This window comes from Streptomyces sp. SID12501 (genome assembly GCF_010550245.1).
Classification (GTDB): Bacteria; Actinomycetota; Actinomycetes; order Streptomycetales; family Streptomycetaceae; genus Streptomyces.
In genome coordinates, this window is the sequence record NZ_JAAGLU010000588.1 from 1 (window position 1) to 453 (window position 453).

Sequence of the window (453 nt, forward strand, 5' to 3'; positions counted from 1 at the left end):
GGCGAAGGCCACGGAGGACATCGCGCGGCGGGTCGAGGCCATTCAGGGCGACACGGCGGGGGCGGTGGACGCGATCGGGCAGATCGAGGGGATCGTGCGCTCGATCAACGACTACCAGCTGACGATCGCCTCGGCGGTGGAGGAGCAGACGGCCACGACGAACGAGATGTCGCGCGGTGTGGGGGAGGCGGCGACGGGGTCGGGGGAGATCGCGGCGAACATCACCGGGGTCGCGTCCTCGGCGCAGGAGGCGTCAACGACGCTGGGCCAGATGGGTGCCTCGGTCGCCGAGCTCGCCCGCCTGTCCGACGACCTGCGACAGCGCGTCGCCGCGTTCACCTACTGAGACCGGAGCGGGCCCCGGGTGAGATGCGCTCCGGCGCCTCACCCGGGGCCCGCGCCGTCCGATGGGACGCACGCAAGGGGGCGCCCGGATCCGACTCGACCGCCCTC

General features: G+C 73.3%; 1 protein-coding gene. It reads left to right on the top strand.

The features are described 5' to 3' along the window. Positions 1 to 346 (top strand): hypothetical protein (locus tag G3I71_RS47415; protein WP_203733156.1); only part of this gene is annotated, 346 nt, incomplete at its 5' end. Positions 347 to 453: the final 107 nt, after the last annotated feature.